Raw genomic sequence first — 13,862 nt, 5'->3', positions numbered from 1 at the left:
CTCTTGCTTCGGCCACCCCCGCATGGCCCCCATACTGCAACATCTATACTCTGCCATGTTTTGACTCAGGTCTCGCTATCTCCACACCATGCGAATTTTCAAGCGTTTGTTGCGCTGGGCACTGATCCTGGCGTTTTCCGGTTTGCTTCTGGCCGTGCTCGCGACAGGCGTGGCGTACTGGTTGATAGCCCCCCGACTCCCTTCGGTTGCCGTGCTGAAGGACTATCACATGCAGGTCCCGCTGCGCGTATTGAGCGCCGACGGCAAGCTGATCGCGACGTTCGGCGAGACCCGGCGTATTCCGGTGGACATCGGCCAGGTGCCGGACCGGCTCAAACATGCCGTGCTGTCCGCCGAAGATGCCGATTTCTACCACCACCCGGGCGTCGACTGGCACGGCATTGTGCGCGCCGGCTGGCACGTGATCATCACCGGCGGCGACAAGGGACCGGGTGGCTCCACCATCACCCAGCAGGTGGCGCGCAACTTCTTCCTCAGTCCCGAGAAACTCTACTCGCGCAAGCTCACCGAGATCTTCATCGCGCTGCGCATCGAGCATGAGCTCACCAAGGACCAGATCCTCGAGCTGTATCTCAACAAGATGTTCCTGGGCCATCGCTCCTATGGCGTGGCGGCGGCGGCGGAGTACTACTACGGCAAGACGCTCGATCAGCTGAGCGTGGCCGAATGCGCGGCGATCGCCTCGACCTTCCAGTTGCCTTCGGCGGTCAACCCGATCAACAGTCCCAAGCGCCTGCTGGCCCGACGCAACTGGGTGTTGAGCGAAATGTTGCGGCACAACTACATCACCAAGGCGATCTACGAGCAGGCGATTGCCGAGCCCAACCACGCCTTTCCCCATGAGCAGCCGATCGAGGTGGAGGCGCCGTACCTGGCCGAAATGGTGCGTCGGCAGGTGCTCGATCGCCTCGGCAACGAGGCACTTACCGAGGGGTACGTGGTCAAGACGACCGTGCAGAGCACCCGCCAGCAGGAGGCCGTGGACGCCCTGCGCGACGGCCTGATCGCCTACGACCAACGGCATGGCTGGCGTGGTCCGGAAGCCCATCAGGATCTGCCCGCCGGCGCCGGCGAGGCGGATTTCGACCAGTTGCTGTCCGGCTACGGCAGCGTCTCGGGCATGCAGCCGGGCCTGGTCACGGCCAGCGATGCAAAACGGGCCACCGTTTATCTGTCCACCCATGAGAGCGTCGTGCTCGACCTGGCCGCGATAAGCTGGGCGCGCCCGCGCCTCAGCGAAGATCGGGTGGGCGCCGCACCCAGCCGGGTCGATGCGGTGCTCAAGCGCGGCGATATCATCCGGCTCGCCCGCGACGACAAGGGCAACTGGCAGTTGGCCCAGATACCCGCCGCCCAATCGGGACTGGTTTCGCTGAACCCCGAGGATGGCGCGATCGAGGCCCTGGTGGGCGGTTTCAACTTCAACCGCAGCAAGTTCAACCGCGCGGTGATGGCGGCACGCCAGCCCGGGTCCAGCTTCAAGCCGTACCTCTACTCGGCGGCCTTCGAACGCGGTTTCACGCCCGCCTCGATCATCAACGATGCGCCGTTGGCACTCCCCGACCCGTCGCGACCGAACGGCCTCTGGACGCCTTCCAACGACGACGGCAAGTTCGCCGGCCCGATGCGCCTGCGCGAGGCGCTGGTGCAATCCAAGAACCTGGTCTCGGTGCGCCTGCTCGACGCCGTCGGCGTGAATTTCGTGCGCGAGTACGCGACCCGCTTCGGTTTTGCGCTGGATGCGATTCCGGCCAACCTGTCGATGGCCCTGGGCACGGCCTCGGTTTCGCCGATGGGCATGGCCCGCGGCTACGCGGTCTTCGCCAATGGCGGCTATCTGATCACGCCTTACTTCATCCACGAGATCGATGACCGCAGCGGCAAGCCGGTCTATCTGGCCAATCCGGCGCGCGCCTGCCGCAACTGCCAGGAGCGCCTGCTCGACACCCGACCGCCCGGGCCGCCACCGGCCGAGATGATCAAGACCCCTGCCAATCGACTGGCGGCGGCTGGCAGCGCCGCCGCACCGGCGGGATCCAGCAGCGTCGACGGCGTCGGCGACGCCGTGTTGCCGGCGGACGTGCACGAAGCCGGCAATCATCCGCCGGTGCTCGCCCCGCGGGTGATCGGGCCGCGCAACGACTACATGATCACCTCGCTGATGAAAGACGTGATCCTGCGCGGCACCGGCGCCGCCGCGCGCACGCTCGACCGGTCCGATCTGGCCGGCAAGACCGGCAGCACCAACGACCATCGCGATGCCTGGTTCGTCGGTTTCAACGGCGACCTGTCGACCTCGGTCTGGGTAGGTTTCGACGACTACAGCTCGCTGGGCCATGGCGAGTTCGGCGCCAAGGCCGCGCTGCCGATCTGGATGCAGTACATGAGCGCGGCGCTCAAGGGGTTGCCGCCCAACACGTTGCCGATGCCGCCCGGAATCAGTACGGTATGGATCAACCGCAACAGTGGCCTGCCGACGGGAGCGGACGACCCGGACGGCATGAACGAGATGTTCAAGGTCGAAGACGTCGATCGCCTGCGCAGCCAGGCCGCCCAGCAGAAGGAGCAGGATCAGCAGCACGCCTACGAGATCTTCTGAACCCGCGGGTCGTCGACCCGGACCTTGTGCGAGAGGGCCGCGGTCGGCGCCATCCACCCAGGCGCCATCCATCGTTGAGGAGTGCGTCATGTCCCGAGGCGAACACCACCGCATCCATGCGCATGACCGGTTGCAACGCAACCGCCTGCGCGTGGCCCAGGAAGCCGCCCGCCTGATGAGCGAGCACGGCATTCGCGACTTCCACCACGCGAAGCTCAAGGCCGCCGAGCGGCTGGGCATCCTCGATACGCAGGCGTTGCCGCGCAACCTGGAGATCGAGCAGGCCTTGCGCGAACACCAGCGATTGTTCCTCGCCGATCGCCAGCCGCAATTGCTGCAGCAGCGACGCGAGGCAGCGATCGAGGCGATGGCCTTCCTCGCCGCGTTCGAACCGCGCCTGGTCGGTGCCGTGCTCGAGGGCACCGCCGACGCGCATTCGGCGGTATGCCTGCACGTGTACAGCGACGACCCCGACGCCGTGGTGCAATACCTGCGCGAGCACGGCGTGCCGATCGAGATGCAGGTACGCCGCTTGCGTTACAGCCGCGACGAACAGCCCGAATATCCCGTGCTGCTGTTCAGCGCCGACGACCTGCCGTTCGATCTCACCGTGCTGCCGCGCGACGCGCTGCGCCAGGCTCCGCTGGATCGTACCGAACTGCGGCCGATGCGGCGAGCCTCGCTGGCGCAGGTGGAAGTGCTGCTGGCAGAGGATACCGGCGAAGCGTTCGAACAGCGTCTGCACGCCGCCCTGCGCTGAAAGCCGCCCCCCTGCGCTGAAAGCCGCCCCACGCAGCCCGCGAAAAACGCCCCGGACCAGGCCGGGGCGTTTCATGCAGGCGGAAAATCTCCGGCTGGTGGCGTATCAACGCTTCCCGGTCGGCAGATAATCGCGTACGTCCGCGCCGGTGTAGACCTGCCGCGGCCGGCCGATGCGCGATCCCGGCGTTTCGTGCTGTTCGATCCAGTGCGCGATCCAGCCGGCGGTGCGTGCAATGGCGAACATCACGGTGAACATCTCGGCCGGGATGCCCAGCGCCTTGTAGATGATGCCCGAGTAGAAATCCACGTTCGGGTACAACTTGCGCTCGACGAAGTAGTCGTCCTTCAGCGCCGCCTCTTCCAGTTTCATCGCCACGTCCAGCAGCGGATCGTTGACGCCAAGCTCGTCCAGCACCTTGTGGCACATCTCGCGGATTATCTTGGCGCGCGGGTCGAAGTTCTTGTACACGCGATGGCCGAAACCCATCAGGCGGAAGCTGTCGTTCTTGTCCTTCGCGCGCAACACGGCCTTCTCGACATTGTCCGGCGTGCCGATCTCCTCAAGCTGCTTGAGCACCGCTTCGTTGGCGCCGCCATGCGCCGGACCCCACAACGCGGTGATGCCGGCGGCGATCGATGCATACGGATTCGCACCGGTCGAGCCGACCAGGCGCACGGTCGAGGTCGACGCGTTCTGCTCGTGGTCCGCATGCAGGATGAACAGCAGGTCCAGCGCCTTGGCCGCCACCGGGTTCATCTGCAACGGTTCGCTCGGCACCTCGAACATCATGTGCAGGAAACGCGTCACGTAGTCGAGATTGTTGCGCGGGTAGCGCACCGGCCAGCCGATCGTGTAGCGGTAGCAGGCCGCCGCGATGGTCGGCATCTTCGCGATCAGGCGGATTGCCGCCATCTTGCGATCCGCCGGATCGTCCACGTCCAGGTTCTCATGATAGAACGCCGATAACGAGGCAACCGCGGCGGCCAGCATCGCCATCGGATGCGCGTCGTGGTGGAAGCCCTGGAAAAAATTCTTCTGCGCCTCGTGCATCATCGTGTGGTGGGTGATGTCGTGCTCGAACGCGCTGAACTCGTCCTGCTTCGGCAACTCGCCGTTGAGCAGCAGGTAGGCCACCTCGAGAAAGCTGGACTTTTCCGCCAGCTGCTCGATCGGATAGCCGCGATACAGCAGCACGCCCTGGTCGCCGTCAATGTAGGTGATTGCACTCTTGGTGCTGGCGGTGCTGCCGTAGCCGGGGTCGTAGGTGAAGTGGCCGGTATCCTTGTACAGCGTGCCAATGTCGATGCAGGCCGGGCCGAGGGTGCCGCTGACCAAGGGCAGCTCGCTGCCGCGATGGCTCGATTCATCGACGAGCTTGACGGTCTTGGGGTCGGACACGGAAACCTCCTTGCAGATGGGTCGTTGCCGTCGGCAGCCGCCAGGGCGAGCCGTCCAGCAGGGGAGTGTGGGTGCCGCACACCGGGGAGTGCATGCGACGCAACCGATGCCGTGGCATCAATTCACTCCCCATTATCACACAAGGGGGCATTCACATTCGATGGCGCATGGTCGAATCGCGGACACGAAAAGACGCGGGGCAAGCCTGCGCCTGCCCCGCGTCGCGAATCGAACCCACTCGGTGGCCGGCGCCAGGCGCGGGCCACGCCAACGCTTATTCCTTGACGGAACCCGCGTAGCGGCGACGGAACTTGTCGACGCGGCCGCCCACATCCAGCGTCTTCTGCTTGCCGGTGTAGAATGGGTGCGAATGGCTGGAGATATCCACCTTGATCAGCGGGTACTCATTGCCGTCTTCCCACTTGATGGTTTCCTTGCCGGACATGGTCGACTTGGTCAGGAACGCGAAGTCGGACGACAGATCCTGGAACACCACCGGGGCGTAGTTCGGATGGATATCAGCTTTCATGACAGACTCTAAATCGGTGGTGAAAAGAGCGGCATTGTAACGAGAAACCGGCAGTCGCTGCAAGCCTGCTGACCGGCGCGGACCCTGCATCACTCCGGCACGCCCAGTGCACGCTGCACCATCGCGGCAAAACGGGCATGGTCGACCTCCAGCACGATGTTCGCCTGCGCCGGCCGGCCCAGCCGCGCCGCCCAGTCGACCACGGTGGCGCCCCGGGTCAGGCGACCGTCCAGTTCCACCGCCACCGCCCGCGTCTCGCGGCGGGTGACGATGGACGGATCGAGCGCCACCGCCATCGCCAGCGCGTCCGCGGCGATCAGGCCGGCGCGGTCGTTTGCCGCGTTGTAGGCGCGGGCCGTGGCCACGATCCGGCCGAAGAACTCCGCCCGCTGGTCGCCGCGCGCCAGCCAGCGGTCGAATTCGGCATCGTCGAAGGCATGCCGCAGCGTCGCTTCCCAGTCCACCAGATCGAACCTCGGGAACGCCTCGAACACGACATGCGCCGCCTCGGGGTCGAAGCCGATGTTGAACTCGGCCGGTATCCTGCCGGTATTGCCATGCCCGGTAACGGCGCCGCCCATCACCACCAGCCGCGCCACCCGCTGCGGCAACGTCGGATCGAGCCGCAGTGCCAGCGCCAGATTCGTCAGCGGGGCCAGCGCCACCAGGGTCAGTTCGCCAGGTCGCTCGCGGGTCAGACGCAGCAGCGCCAGCGCGGCGGGCTCGCCGGACAGCAGCGCTTTCGGCTCCGGAAAGCCGACGTCACCAAAACCATCCTGGCCATGCACAAAGGCGGCATCCTCGTCCGGCGCGCGCACCAGCGGCGTGGCGCAGCCGGCGAATACCGGCGTCGACATGCCGATCAGGTCGACCAGGTTGCGCGCGTTGCGCACGGTGTGGCCCAACCCGACGTTGCCCGCGGCAATGCTGAGGCCAGCGATGTCGGCATGCGCGGCGGCCATCAGGATGGCGAGCGCGTCATCAACACCGGGGTCGGTATCGATCAGGAGTTGCGGTCTGGTCATTGCGACGGTAGCGGTTGCGGTGGATCGAGTAGCTTAACGGGGAATGGATGCGAGCGGCTTCGACTCTGTGTCCCTCGATCACGCGCCGGCATATCGCGCCGCACCGCCAACCCAGCGCTCGATCAGCTGACTGGCTTCCTGCGGATGTTCGGCCAGCATATGTTCGCCCACCGCCTGCACCGCCGGCAGCAGGTGCGCATCGCGGGCCAGGTCGGCGATGCGAAAGGCAAGCTGACCCGTCTGGCGGGTGCCAAGCACCTCGCCGGGGCCGCGCAACTCCAGGTCTTTTTCGGCAATGCGGAAGCCGTCGCTGGTCTCGCGCATCACCTGCAGCCGTTCCCGCGCCAGCTGGCCCAGCGGCGGCTGGTACAGCAGCACGCAGTTGGACGCCACCGCGCCACGTCCGACGCGGCCGCGCAACTGGTGCAACTGCGCCAGACCGAGTCGTTCGCTGTTCTCGATCACCATCAGGCTGGCGTTCGGCACGTCCACGCCGACTTCGATCACGGTGGTCGCCACCAGCACGGCCAGCTCACCCGCCTTGAAGGCGTCCATCGCGGCCTGCTTCTCCTTCGCCTTCATGCGGCCATGGATCAGGCCAACCTCGAAGCCGATCAATGCGGCGGACAGCTCGGCATGGGCAACCTCGGCGGCCTGCGCGCGCAGCTGCTCGGATTCCTCGATCAGCGTGCATACCCAGTACACCTGCCGCCCCTCCCGGCAGGCGGCATGGATGCGCTCGATCACTTCGGCGCGGCGCGCATTGGAGATCGCGATGGTCTGCACCGGCGTGCGCCCGGGCGGCAGCTCGTCGATCGACGATACGTCGAGGTCGGCATAGGCACTCATCGCCAGCGTGCGCGGGATCGGCGTGGCGGTAAGTACCAGCTGGTGCGGCACCAGCCCGCCGTGCCGGCCCTTCTCGTGCAGGGCCAGGCGCTGCTGCACGCCGAAGCGGTGCTGCTCGTCGACGATCACCAGGCCCAGGCGCGCGAAGGCGACGCCTTCCTGCATCAGGGCATGCGTGCCAATCACCACGGCAGCACCCTCGGCCACCCGTGCCAGTGCCAGCTTGCGCGCCTTGCCGGTGACCTTGCCGGCCAGCCACTCCACCGCGATGCCGAGCGGCTCCAGCCATTGACGGAAATTCGCGAGGTGCTGCTCGGCGAGCAGTTCGGTCGGTGCCATCAAGGCGACCTGATATCCGGCTTCCACCGCCGCCAGCGCAGCCAGCGCCGCCACCACGGTCTTGCCGCTGCCGACATCGCCCTGCACCAGCCGCAGCATCGGTCGTGGTTGGGCCAGGTCGCGCGCCACTTCGTCACCGACGCGCTGCTGGGCGGCGGTCAGCCGGAACGGCAAGCCGACGAGCAACTGTCGGCGCAGTTCGCCCGTGCCGCCCAGCACCGGTGCACGCCGGCGTCTGACCGCCGCACGCATGCGCTTGAGGCTCAGGTGCTGGGTCAACAATTCCTCGAAGGCCAGGCGCTGCTGCGCCGGATGCCGGCCCAGCATCAGCTGGCCGATGGGTGCATCGGGCGGCGGCCGATGCACGTAGAGCAGCGCATCGCGCAACGAGGTCAGTCCGTGCGCGGCGCAGAGCGCGGGCGGGATCAATTCCAGTTGTGCATCCGGCGGCAATCGTTCCAGCGCCTTGCCAATCACTCCGGCAAGTCGTTTCGGACCCAAGCCCTCGGTGGTCGGGTAGACCGGCGTGAGCAAGTCGTCGACGCTGGCCGCCGCGTCGCCGCTCAGGCGCTGGTAGTTCGGGTGCACCATCTCCAGGCCTTGCGCCGCATGCCGCACCTCGCCGTAGCAGAGCAGGCGCGTGCCCGGCTGCAATTGCTCGGCCTGTGCGCGGTTGAAATGGAAGAAGCGCAGCAGCAGGGTCTGCCTGCTGTCGTCGCCGATCGCCACCTTCAGTTGCGGGCGGTAGCGAAAACCGCGTTCGACCGCCTCGACCACACCCTCGACCTGGGCCCGCTCGCCGGCGCGCAGATCCGCGATCGCGGTGACCCGCGTCCGATCCTCGTAGCGCAACGGCAGGTGGAACCACAGATCCTGGATCCGCTCCAGCCCGAGCCTGGACAAGGTCGTGACCAGCGCCGGGCCGACCCCGGCCAGCGTGCCGACCGACTCGCTGCCGGAGTCGGTGGCGTTGACGGAAGCAGGACGGGTGGTGCGGGCGGCCATGACCTGCAAGCCTACCCGAGCATCACCGTCATTCGTAAGGATGTTGCCCGCTGGCACGGTGGGCGCATGCCTCGCCCTGCATCAGTCCAGCGCCATGATCGCGTCGACCTCGACCTGCGCCGCCTTGGGCAAGCCTGACACTTCGATGGTGGAACGGGCCGGGTACGGCTGCTGGAAGTACTCGGCCATGACCGCATTGACCGCGGCGAAATTCGCCAGGTCGGTGACGTAGATGCCCACGCGCACGATCTGCGCCAGCGAACCACCGGCGGCCTGCGCCACTGCCGCGAGATTGTCGAACACGCGCCGCGTCTGCACGCTGATGTCGCCATCGACCAGGCCGCCGGTGGCCGGATCGAGCGGAATCTGGCCCGAGAAATACACCGTGTTGCCGGCGCGCACGGCCTGCGAATAAGGGCCGATGGCGGCAGGTGCCTGGTCGGTGGCGATGATGCTGCGGGACATGGGCTTGCCTCGGGATTCGGGATTCGGGATTCGGGATTCGGGATTCGGGATTCGGGATTCGGGATTCGGGATTCGGGATTCGGGATTCGGGATTCGGGAAGATTATCGTGTCACAGCCCCGCGCACACGTTCCGATGCGTTGACGCTCCAAACGAATCCCAAATCTCAAATCCCTGATCACAGGGGGTAGCGATGCAGCCCGCTGGCCACGCCGGTGCGGCGCACGCGGCGGATCACGTCGGCCAGGTGCTTGCGGCTCTTCACTTCCATCGAGAACAGCAGGGTCGCGGCCGAGGCATCGCGTTCGACGTACTCCACGTTCTCGATGTTCGAATCGGCCGCGGCGATCGCGGCCGCCACGGTGGCCAGCACGCCGGGGCGGTTGATCACCTCGATGCGCAACTGCGCGCGATAGTCGCCCTGCACGTCCCGATCCCACTCGATCGCCACGCAGCGCTCGGGCGACTTGCGCAACTCGACCACGTTCGGGCATTCCTCGCGATGCACCACGATGCCCTTGCCCGAGGACAGGTAGCCGACGATGTCGTCGCCCGGCAGCGGATGGCAGCAATTGGCGAAGCTGAGCACGCCGCGTTCGGCGCCGGTGATGCGGATCTTCTCCTGGGCCATCGACGCGCCCGGCTTCGCGCCGCCGGCCTTCTTTCGGCGGGAGCCCAGCAACTGGCGGGCGACCACATCGGGCATGCGATTGCCCAGGGCGATATCGGACAGCAATTCTTCCAGCCGCTTGAGGTTCGAGGTCGCCAGAAAATGATCCAGCACCGTCGCGGAGATCGCGTCCAGGCTGCTGCCCTGCGCGTCCAGCGCACGGTCCAGCATGCGATGGCCGAAGTCGACCGCATCCTCGTGCTGCAGATGCTTCAGGTATTGCCGGATCGCGGTGCGCGCCTTGCCGGTGACGACCACCTCCAGCCAGGCCGGGTTTGGCACCGCCGACGGTGCGGTGATGATCTCCACCAGCTGGCCCGACTCCAGCTGGCTGCGCAACGGCGTCAGCTTCTTGTCGACCCGCGCGGCCACCGCATGGTCGCCCACATCGGTGTGGACGGCGTAGGCGAAGTCCAGCGCCGTCGCATGGCGCGGCAACGAGAGGATGTCGCCGCGCGGGGTGAACAGGTAGACCTCGTCGGGGAACAGGTCGATCTTGACGTTCTCGATGAACTCCGAGGAGGACACCGTGTTCGCCGAACTGTCGACCATCGAGGACAGCCACTCGCGCGCCCGCGCCTGCGCGCTGTTGGCCGGTCCGCTGTCGGTCTTGTAAGCCCAGTGCGCCGCGACGCCACGCTCGGCTACCGAGTCCATTTCGGCGGTGCGGATCTGCACCTCGATCGGCGCTCCGAACGGTCCCAGCAGCACCGTATGCAGCGACTGGTAGCCGTTGGCCTTGGGAATGGCGATGAAATCCTTGAAGCGGCGATCGACCGGCTTGTACAGGGCATGCACCACGCCGAGCGCCATGTAGCAGCTGGTTGCGCTGTCGACCACCACGCGGAAGCCGTAGACGTCCATCAGCTGCGCAAACGTCTTGTGCTCGTTGCGCATCTTCGAATAGATGCTCCACGGCGACTTGATCCGACCCACCACGTGGGCCGGCAGGTGCTCGGCGGAAAGCCGCGTGGTCAGCGCCGCCTCGATCTTGCCCATCGCCTCGCGGCGGTTGCCCAGGGCGGCGCGGATACGCTCGCTGATGACCCGGTAGCGATCGGGATACAGCGTGCGAAAGCCCATGTCCTGCAGCTCCGCCTTGAACTTGTTCATGCCGAGGCGCTGCGCGATGGGCGCGAAGATCTCCAGCGTTTCGCGCGCGATGCGCCGGCGCGAGACAGGATCCTTGGCGCCGAGCGTGCGCATGTTGTGCAGCCGGTCGGCCAGCTTGATCAGAATCACGCGCAGGTCGCGCGCCATCGCAAGCAGCATCTTGCGGAAGCTTTCCGCATCGGCCTCCTGGCGGCTGCCGAAACGCATCTTGTCCAGCTTGGTGACGCCATCGACCAGTTCGGCCACGACCTCGCCGAACTCCGCGGCCAGCGCCTCGCGGCTGAGCTCGGTATCCTCCAGCGTATCGTGCAGGATCGCCGCGATGAGCGTCTCGGCATCCAGCCCGAGCTCGGCCAGGATGCCGGCCACCGCCACCGGATGGGTGATGTACGGCTCGCCGCTCTTGCGCTCCTGTCCGGCATGCGCCCTGGCGCCCACTTCGAATGCGCGCAGCACCAGGGTCACCTGCGCTTCGGGCAGATAGGCGATGCGCTCTTTCAGCGCCAGCACATAGGGCGGCAATGCGGACGGATCGACCGTGGCGGGGGGCGCGGTCGCAGTCATCGGTGACTGGCGCCGACTCAGGCGCCGACCCCGGTGGGGCAATGATGGGCTGAAACTGCCGCGCGCATGTGCATCGTCACACCCGACCTGCCGGTGCGACCGTTGTCGTTGCGCCGGCAGTCGTCGTCCATCAGTCGTCGCCGCCCTTGGAGAGGTCGTCGTCGACCTCGGCCGCAGCCCACTCGAGAGCCTCGCGCTCGGCCCGTTCGCGCTCGGCCTTGTCGATCTGGTCGATCGTGGCCTGGTCGATGCGGCGTGCGGCGATCTCGCGCAAGGCCAGCACGGTGGGCTTGTCGTGGTCAGGATTGACCGCCGGCTCGGCACCCTTTTCCAGCTGGCGTGCACGCTTGGTCGCCATCAGGACGAGCTCGAAACGGTTGTCGACTACCTCGAGGCAGTCCTCCACGGTAATACGGGCCATGCGAAATCCTTGGGGAATAGTGACTTATGTGATCGGTTAGTGTAGTTGAGCAGGCGCTTTGCTGGCAATGCGCTCAGCGCGTATCATGGCGGGCTGGCCACGGATCGGTGCGCGTCCAGGCCGATGAAAGCACGTCGAAAGCCGTGCAAGATATAAAACCAGACAGTACACTTACTGCTCCCCCGACGCGAAATCCAGCCTCGATGTCCTCTTCGCCCCGCCACTTCCTGTTGCGCCGCTGGTTGCCCATGCTCGCGGTCGCGATCCTGGCCGGCTGCACGATCGCCAAGCCCCGCACTGACGACCCGCTGGAGAAGTACAACCGCAAGGCCTACGAATTCAACAATGCGGTGGACAAGGCGGTCATCCGTCCGGTGGCACTGGGTTATCGCAAGGTCACCAACCCGCCGGTGCGGCGCTCGTTCAGCGATTTCTTCACCAATATCCGCATGCCGATCACGGTGGCCAACGACCTGCTGCAGGCGCGCCCCAAGCAGGCGCTGCAGAGCACCGGCCGGTTCCTGGTCAACCTGACCCTGGGCATCGGCGGCTTCTTCGACCCGGCCAGCCAGCTCGGCCTGCCACTTGAAGACAACGACTTCGGCATCACGCTGGCACGCTGGGGCGCACCGGAAGGTGATTTCCTGATGGTGCCCCTGCTCGGCCCGAGCACGGCGCGCGACATCTGGCGCATACCGGTGGACAGCTATTTCTTCGATCCGCTGAGCCTGTTCGCCGCGAACCATCACTACAACGGGCTGCAGTACCTTCCGCAGGCGATGTATCTGGTGACCTTGCGCTCGCGTGCCATCGATGCGGAAGGCTTCCTGGCATCGGCGTACGACCCCTACGTGTTCATCCGTGATGCCTATCGGCAGCAGCGCCTGTACGAGATCTACGACGGCAACCCGCCCGCGGCGATCATCGAGCGCATGCAAGGTCTGGACACGCCTGATTTCGATCCGGACCAGTTGCTGCAGCAGCAACATGACTGGGAGAAGAACCACCCCAAGCAGACCGGCAAACCGGCCGGCAAACCCTAGGAGCCTGTCAGGCCTTGGTTGGCCGCGACGCGCGTTCGCGTCCCCACGGGTCAGCTCAGCAGGCGATCGACCTCGCACACCGTGGCCAGTGCGCGCATACCCGCGGGCATGCCGGTCACCCGCACCACCCGCCCGCGCTGGCCCGCCTCGGCCGTCGCCGCCAGCACGCAGGCCAGGCCCGCACTGTCGCAGTGACTGACCCCGGACAGGTCGAGCCGGGTCGCGCTGCCGGCAAGCAGCGCCGACCGGATCGCCTGCCATGCCGCCGCGGCGTTGTCGAAACCCAGCGCGCCGCTCACGCCCAGCGTGGCTGACGTGCCGGTGTCCAGCCGAAAGTCTGGCGCCGTGCTCACTTGCCGCCCTTGTTGTCCTTGTCCATCGTCTCCAGCGCCTGCTCGCCCTGGGTCTCGAGGTTCTTGATCAACTGGTCGATACCCACCTTCTGGATCTCGGCATCGACCTGGTTGCGATAATTGGTGACGTAGGAGATGCCCTCGATGACCACGTCGTAGGCCTTCCAGTCGCCGCTGCGGCTCTTGCGGAACGCGTAGTCGATCGACACCAGCTTGCCGTCATCCAGCACCACCTGGGTGCGCACCACGGTGCGCTTGTCGTTGAGGTCGCCGTTGAACGGCAACACCTTGACCCGGCCACGGCTGTAGTTGAGCAGGCCCTCGGCATAGCGATGGGTGATCGAGTTGTAGAACGCCTTGGCGAAACGCTCGCGCTGGTCCGGCGTCGCCTCGCGGGCGTGCCGGCCGAGCACCAGGATGGATGCGTAGTCGATGTCGAAGTGCGGCAGGAACACCTCGTCGATGATGCTGATCAGCTTTTCCTTGTTTTGCTTCAGCTCGGCGCGATGGCCCTCGATCGCGGTACCCAGCTGATCGGCAATGCCCTGCACGATCTGCACCGGCGTCTGCTGATTCGCCGCCGGTGCAGCGGCGGCGGAATCCTGGGCGAAAGCCGGCGCGGCAACCACGGCGGCAAGGGCGAGTGCGGTGGCAAGAGCCAGTCTGCGCAGCATGGGGAAACTCCTTGGGGATGACCGGCGCATCG

General features: G+C 66.2%; 12 protein-coding genes. 3 read left to right on the top strand and 9 right to left on the bottom strand.

Going from position 1 to position 13,862, the window contains the following annotated elements:
* Positions 1–88 precede the first annotated feature (88 nt).
* Both B0E47_RS12265 and B0E47_RS12260 read left to right on the top strand, forming a co-directional pair.
* Entirely contained in the window at positions 89–2,620 is a 2,532-nt protein-coding gene (locus tag B0E47_RS12265) for a penicillin-binding protein 1A (RefSeq protein WP_077514544.1), read from the top strand.
* Between the two features lie 88 nt (positions 2,621–2,708).
* On the top strand, positions 2,709–3,380 hold the full coding sequence (locus tag B0E47_RS12260) for a hypothetical protein (protein ID WP_077514543.1): 672 nt from the start codon (positions 2,709–2,711) through the stop codon (positions 3,378–3,380).
* 105 nt (positions 3,381–3,485) lie between these two features.
* On the opposite strand, the gene B0E47_RS12255 is transcribed toward B0E47_RS12260, so the two are convergent.
* From B0E47_RS12255 to rpoZ, 7 genes are all read right to left on the bottom strand, one after another.
* Positions 3,486–4,781, bottom strand: coding sequence for a citrate synthase (locus B0E47_RS12255; RefSeq protein ID WP_077514542.1), 1,296 nt, complete (start codon positions 4,779–4,781; stop codon positions 3,486–3,488).
* A gap of 274 nt (positions 4,782–5,055) precedes the next feature.
* Positions 5,056–5,310: a type B 50S ribosomal protein L31 gene (locus B0E47_RS12250; protein WP_077514541.1), complete on the bottom strand. Its 255-nt coding sequence runs from the start codon at positions 5,308–5,310 to the stop codon at positions 5,056–5,058.
* Positions 5,311–5,399: 89 nt separating this feature from the next.
* Positions 5,400–6,335: a nucleoside hydrolase gene (locus B0E47_RS12245; protein WP_077514540.1), complete on the bottom strand. Its 936-nt coding sequence runs from the start codon at positions 6,333–6,335 to the stop codon at positions 5,400–5,402.
* A gap of 78 nt (positions 6,336–6,413) precedes the next feature.
* Positions 6,414–8,528: an ATP-dependent DNA helicase RecG gene (gene recG / locus B0E47_RS12240; protein ID WP_077514539.1), complete on the bottom strand. Its 2,115-nt coding sequence runs from the start codon at positions 8,526–8,528 to the stop codon at positions 6,414–6,416.
* A gap of 81 nt (positions 8,529–8,609) precedes the next feature.
* On the bottom strand, positions 8,610–8,993 hold the full coding sequence (locus B0E47_RS12235) for a RidA family protein (protein ID WP_077514538.1): 384 nt from the start codon (positions 8,991–8,993) through the stop codon (positions 8,610–8,612).
* Positions 8,994–9,170: 177 nt separating this feature from the next.
* On the bottom strand, positions 9,171–11,339 hold the full coding sequence (locus B0E47_RS12230; RefSeq protein WP_077514537.1) for a bifunctional (p)ppGpp synthetase/guanosine-3',5'-bis(diphosphate) 3'-pyrophosphohydrolase: 2,169 nt from the start codon (positions 11,337–11,339) through the stop codon (positions 9,171–9,173).
* Between the two features lie 130 nt (positions 11,340–11,469).
* A complete protein-coding gene (gene rpoZ / locus B0E47_RS12225; protein WP_007509529.1) occupies positions 11,470–11,760 on the bottom strand; it encodes a DNA-directed RNA polymerase subunit omega in 291 nt (96 codons plus the stop codon).
* Positions 11,761–11,963: 203 nt separating this feature from the next.
* On the opposite strand from rpoZ, the gene B0E47_RS12220 reads away from it, so the two are divergent.
* Complete coding sequence (locus B0E47_RS12220; protein WP_077514536.1) at positions 11,964–12,803, top strand: VacJ family lipoprotein; 840 nt, start codon at positions 11,964–11,966, stop codon at positions 12,801–12,803.
* A gap of 50 nt (positions 12,804–12,853) precedes the next feature.
* On the opposite strand, the gene B0E47_RS12215 is transcribed toward B0E47_RS12220, so the two are convergent.
* Both B0E47_RS12215 and B0E47_RS12210 read right to left on the bottom strand, forming a co-directional pair.
* Complete coding sequence (locus tag B0E47_RS12215; protein WP_077514535.1) at positions 12,854–13,156, bottom strand: STAS domain-containing protein; 303 nt, start codon at positions 13,154–13,156, stop codon at positions 12,854–12,856.
* Complete coding sequence (locus B0E47_RS12210) at positions 13,153–13,830, bottom strand: ABC transporter substrate-binding protein (RefSeq protein WP_077514534.1); 678 nt, start codon at positions 13,828–13,830, stop codon at positions 13,153–13,155. Before B0E47_RS12210 ends, B0E47_RS12215 begins: the two co-directional genes overlap by 4 nt.
* Positions 13,831–13,862 lie beyond the last annotated feature (32 nt).

This window comes from Rhodanobacter sp. B05 (assembly GCF_002001085.1).
Taxonomy (GTDB): Bacteria; Pseudomonadota; Gammaproteobacteria; order Xanthomonadales; family Rhodanobacteraceae; genus Rhodanobacter.
Note: the sequence above shows the minus strand (reverse complement) of the source record. Positions and strands in the feature narration are given on the sequence as shown.

Excerpts from the sequence above, each read along its gene's own strand:
- B0E47_RS12265 (WP_077514544.1), top strand. The coding sequence starts at position 89 with ATGCGAATTTTCAAGCGTTTGTTGCGCTGGGCACTGATCCTGGCGTTT.
- B0E47_RS12260 (WP_077514543.1), top strand. The coding sequence starts at position 2,709 with ATGTCCCGAGGCGAACACCACCGCATCCATGCGCATGACCGGTTGCAA.
- B0E47_RS12250 (WP_077514541.1), bottom strand. The coding sequence starts at position 5,310 with ATGAAAGCTGATATCCATCCGAACTACGCCCCGGTGGTGTTCCAGGAT.
- B0E47_RS12245 (WP_077514540.1), bottom strand. The coding sequence starts at position 6,335 with ATGACCAGACCGCAACTCCTGATCGATACCGACCCCGGTGTTGATGAC.
- recG (WP_077514539.1), bottom strand. The coding sequence starts at position 8,528 with ATGGCCGCCCGCACCACCCGTCCTGCTTCCGTCAACGCCACCGACTCC.
- B0E47_RS12235 (WP_077514538.1), bottom strand. The coding sequence starts at position 8,993 with ATGTCCCGCAGCATCATCGCCACCGACCAGGCACCTGCCGCCATCGGC.
- B0E47_RS12230 (WP_077514537.1), bottom strand. The coding sequence starts at position 11,339 with ATGACTGCGACCGCGCCCCCCGCCACGGTCGATCCGTCCGCATTGCCG.
- rpoZ (WP_007509529.1), bottom strand. The coding sequence starts at position 11,760 with ATGGCCCGTATTACCGTGGAGGACTGCCTCGAGGTAGTCGACAACCGT.
- B0E47_RS12220 (WP_077514536.1), top strand. The coding sequence starts at position 11,964 with ATGTCCTCTTCGCCCCGCCACTTCCTGTTGCGCCGCTGGTTGCCCATG.
- B0E47_RS12210 (WP_077514534.1), bottom strand. The coding sequence starts at position 13,830 with ATGCTGCGCAGACTGGCTCTTGCCACCGCACTCGCCCTTGCCGCCGTG.